Source organism: Streptomyces sp. NPDC104202 (assembly GCF_055584185.1).
Genome location: NZ_JBVJMN010000124.1, coordinates 1 through 4,061 on the forward strand (window position 1 = coordinate 1; position 4,061 = coordinate 4,061).

Annotated in this window: 4 protein-coding genes; 2 read left to right on the forward strand and 2 right to left on the reverse strand. The window is 75.2% G+C overall.

Going from position 1 to position 4,061, the window contains the following annotated elements; genetic code table 11:
• Positions 1-134 precede the first annotated feature (134 nt).
• Together ACZ60W_RS37015 and ACZ60W_RS37020 are read right to left on the reverse strand one after the other, a co-directional pair.
• Complete coding sequence (locus tag ACZ60W_RS37015) at positions 135-815, reverse strand: ABC transporter ATP-binding protein (protein ID WP_469759799.1); 681 nt, start codon at positions 813-815, stop codon at positions 135-137.
• The gene (locus tag ACZ60W_RS37020; RefSeq protein WP_469759800.1) at positions 812-1,888 is read right to left on the reverse strand and encodes an ABC transporter permease; all 1,077 of its coding nucleotides are present in this window, start codon (positions 1,886-1,888) and stop codon (positions 812-814) included. The genes ACZ60W_RS37015 and ACZ60W_RS37020 overlap by 4 nt, the downstream gene beginning before the upstream one ends.
• Positions 1,889-2,000: 112 nt before the next feature.
• Here ACZ60W_RS37020 and ACZ60W_RS37025 point away from each other — a divergent pair, with 112 nt between their 5' ends.
• Both ACZ60W_RS37025 and ACZ60W_RS37030 read left to right on the forward strand, forming a co-directional pair.
• On the forward strand, positions 2,001-3,308 hold the full coding sequence (locus ACZ60W_RS37025) for a sensor histidine kinase (protein ID WP_469759801.1): 1,308 nt from the start codon (positions 2,001-2,003) through the stop codon (positions 3,306-3,308).
• Positions 3,305-3,931: a response regulator gene (locus ACZ60W_RS37030; protein ID WP_469759802.1), complete on the forward strand. Its 627-nt coding sequence runs from the start codon at positions 3,305-3,307 to the stop codon at positions 3,929-3,931. Before ACZ60W_RS37025 ends, ACZ60W_RS37030 begins: the two co-directional genes overlap by 4 nt.
• Positions 3,932-4,061 lie beyond the last annotated feature (130 nt).

Here is a 4,061-nt window from a genome sequence, read left to right on the forward strand (position 1 = left end):
ACCCTTCCACCCCCTTAGCAAAAGCCTAGAACAACGGCCCCTCTGGAACCGTGGGGGGGGCGGGCCCCCCCCCCCCCCCCGCCCCGGAGTCGAATCCGCCGTCGGAGGCCGCCCGCCCTGCCCCCTCCGGGCGCTCAGGCCCGCGCCGGCTCCGCCAGCCTGCCGTCCCGGACGGTCACCGTGTGGTCGGTGCGGGCGAGGTGCGTCCGGTCGTGGGTGACGAGGACGGTCGCCGTGCCGCGCTCGGCCGTGAGGCCGGCGAGGAGGTCCATCACGGCCGCGCCGCGCTCGTGGTCGAGGGCGCTGGTGGGCTCGTCCACCAGGAGGACGGACGGCTCGTTCATCAGGGCGCGGGCGATGTTCACCCGCTGGCGCTGACCCCCGGAGAGCTGGTGGGGGCGCCGGTGGCCCTGGTCCGCGAGGCCCACCGCGTCGAGCAGGTCCCGGGCCCGGCCCCGGACCGCCTTGGGCGGACGGCCCGAGAGGTGGGCCATCACCTGGAGCTGCTCCAGGGCGCTCAGCGAGGGCAGCAGGTTGGGCTGCTGGAAGACGATCCCGATGTGCTCGCGGCGCAGCCGCGCCTTGTCCGCCGGGGTGAGCGGCCCGGTGTCCGCCCCGGCGACGACGACCCGGCCCGCGTCGGGGGTGACGAGCGTGGCCGCGACCGCGAGCAGGCTGGACTTGCCGGAGCCGGACGGGCCGACGACGGCGGTGAGCGTGCCGGCGGGGACGGTGAGGGAGACGGCGTCGAGGGCGGTCAGCCGGCCCTCGCCGTCCGGGTAGGTGAGGGTGACGGCGTCGAGGACGAGGCTCATCGGGCGCTCCCGAGGGCGGTGAGGGGGTCGACGGCGGTGATCCGCCGGATGGACAGAGCGGCACCGGCGACGCCGAGGACGACGATCACGGCGGCCGGCCCCAGGACGGTGAGGGGTTCCAGGACGAAGGGCACGTTCCCGCCGCTGACCAGGGCGCCGATGCCGACCGCGAGCGCGGTGCCCAGCAGCGTGCCGGCGGTGAGCATGAGGACGGCCTGCCCGAGGGCGTCCCTGAGGAGGTAGGGCGTGGACGCGCCGAGCGCCTTGAGCACGGCCACGTCGCCGCTGCGCTGGATCGTCCAGACGGTGAAGAACGCTCCTATGACCAGCGCCGAGATGGCGAAGAGGAAGCCGCGCATCAGCTGGAGGGAGCCGTTCTCGGCCTGGTAGGACCCTATGGCGGTGAGCGCCTCGTCGACGGTCCGCGCCTGGGTCCCCGCGGCCGTGTCGCCGGCCGCCCAGTCCGCGCCGTCGCCGCGCAGGGCGATGACGGTGGCCTGCTCCTGCGGGGTGGTCCCGCTGTGGCCGAACCGCTGCCAGTCGTCGAGGGAGGTCCACACCACGGGGGTGTGGCTGTACGAGGCGTCGCCGGCCACGGCCGTGACGGTCACCTCCAGCGGCCCCAGCCGCAGCGCGTCGCCGGCGCCGACGCCCAGCTCCTCCGCGGCCGACGCGGACAGCACCGCCTTCCCCGCGGCGACCGGTGCGGGGGCGAGCCCGGAGCCGGTCTCCGTGCCGAAGGCGGAGACGGCGGCGGTGCGGTCCCCGGCGGCGGCGTTGAGGGTACGGATGCCGAGCGGCGCGGCTCCTGTCACGCCGGGCCGCTGCGACCACCGGCGCCACTGCTCCTCCGTCACCGTCGAGTTGGTGAAGGAGACCGACTGCCCGGACGGCGGCGCCGCGAAGGCCAGCCGGTCGGCGGGCAGGCCGGTGATCGCGGAGACGTTCTCCCGCGCGAGCCCGGCGGTCAGCCCGGACAGCAGCCCCACCAGCAGGGTGATCAGCACGATCACGGTCCCCATCAGGGTGAAGCGCCCCTTGGCGAATCTCAGGTCTCTCGATGCCACGAACATGCTGACCAGAGTGGTCGGCCGGGGGTCCGCGGGGCATCGCGCCACGGATGGCTCCGCAATCAAACTTTCGGTTGAGTCCGGATTGTCTCCCGCTGTCTACCCTGGAGGGATCATGGATCCCCGCTCCTCCCTCCATCCGGCCCGGCGCCCGCTGACCCCCGTCCTCCGCGCGCTGCGCCTCTGCCTGCACCTCCTCATGGCGGGGCTGCTCGTCCTGGCGGCGGTGCGCGCGGACTCGGCGGGCGGGACGGCGATGGCGCTGGTGACGGGCGCGGTCTACGCCGCAGGCTCCTTGCTGCCGTCCGTACGGGACTCGCAGCGGGCCGCCGCCCTGTGGCTGGCGGCGCTGGGCCTGTCCTGGCTCGCGCTGCTCTGGCTGACACCGGAGGCCCTCTGGCTGGCCTTCCCGCTCTACTTCCTCCAGCTGCACCTGCTGCCGGTGCGCTGGTCGCTGCCGGCCGTGGCGTTGACGGCGGTCGCGGCGATCCTGTCGTACGTGGGCCACGGCGCCGCGCTCAATCCGGGCGTCTTCATCGGCCCGCTGCTCGGTGCGGCGGTCGCGGTCGCGACCGTCCTCGGCTACCAGGCCCTGTACCGGGAGAGCGAGCGGCGCCGGCGGCTCATCGAGGAGCTGATCGAGACCCGTGCGGAGCTCGCCGCGGCGGAACGGCACGCGGGCACCCTGGCCGAGCGGGAGCGGCTGGCCCGCGAGATCCACGACACCCTCGCGCAGGGCCTCTCCTCCATCCAGCTGCTGCTCCGGGCCGCCGAGCGCGCCCTGCCGCCGGACTCCCCGGCCGCCGGGCACATCGACCGGGCCCGCGAGGCGGCCCAGGACAACCTCGCCGAGGCCCGCCGCTTCGTCCGCGCCCTCACTCCCCCCGACCTGGAGCACGGCTCCCTCGCGGCCGCCCTGGAGCGGCTGTGCGAGCCGGGCCGTCCGGGGGCGGGGGCGTACGCTCCGGACGGGACGACGGGGCCGGACGCGCCGGACGGGACCACAGAGGCGTACGCGCCGGACGGGACCACAGAGGCGTACGCGCCGGGGGCGGGCCGTCCGGCCGGGCCCCGGGTCCGCTTCACGACGAGCGGGACGCCGGTGGAGCTGCCGACCCCGTACGAGGTGGCGCTGCTGCGGATCGCGCAGTCGGCGCTGGCAAACACCGTGCGGCACGCGGGGGCGTCGCGGGCCGAGATCACACTGTCGTTCATGGACGCCTCGGTGACGCTGGACGTCGTCGACGACGGACGGGGATTCGAGCCCGGCGCCGTGCGGCCCTCGTCCGACGGCGGCTTCGGGCTGCCGGCGATGCGCTCGCGGGCGGAGTCGCTGGGCGGCACGTTCACGGTCGAGTCCGCGCCCGGTCAGGGCACGGCGGTCGCCGTCTCCCTCCCCCTCCCGGCTGGAGCCTCCGCATGACCATCCGTCTTCTGCTGGCCGACGACCACCCGGTGGTGCGGGCGGGCCTGCGCGCCGTCCTCGACACGGAGCCCGGCTTCACGGTCGTCGCCGAGGCGGCCACCGCCGAGCGGGCGGTGGAGCTGGCCGCCGCCGGCGGCGTGGACGTCGTGCTGATGGACCTCCAGTTCGGCGCGGGCATGCACGGCTCGGAGGCGACGGCGGCCATCACGGCCGTGCCCGACGGGCCGAAGGTGCTGGTCCTCACCACGTACGACACGGACGCCGACATCCTCGCCGCGGTCGAGGCGGGCGCCTCCGGGTACCTGCTCAAGGACGCGCCGCCCGAGGAGCTGGCCGCGGCGGTCCGTACCGCGGCGGCCGGCCAGTCCGCCCTCGCCCCGGCGGTCGCCCACCGGCTGATGGACCGGATGCGCACCCCCGCCGAGGCCCTGACCAAGCGCGAGCTGGAGGTGCTCCAGCTCGTCGGCGAGGGCCTCTCCAACCAGCAGATCAGCAAGGCGCTCTTCCTCAGCCAGGCGACCGTGAAGTCCCACCTGGTCCACATCTTCGCGAAGCTGGGCGTCGACTCCCGCACGGCGGCCGTGGCGACGGCGACGGCCCGCCGGCTGATCCGGCGCTAGGGCCTGTCGTCAAAATCCCCGGGGCAGACGGGATTTTTTCCACCAACCCCCGGGGGGGGGTTTTTTTTTCCTCCCGGACCCGGGGGGGTTGGGGGGAGGAAAGCCTCAGTGGTCGGCGCGGCCGGAGCGG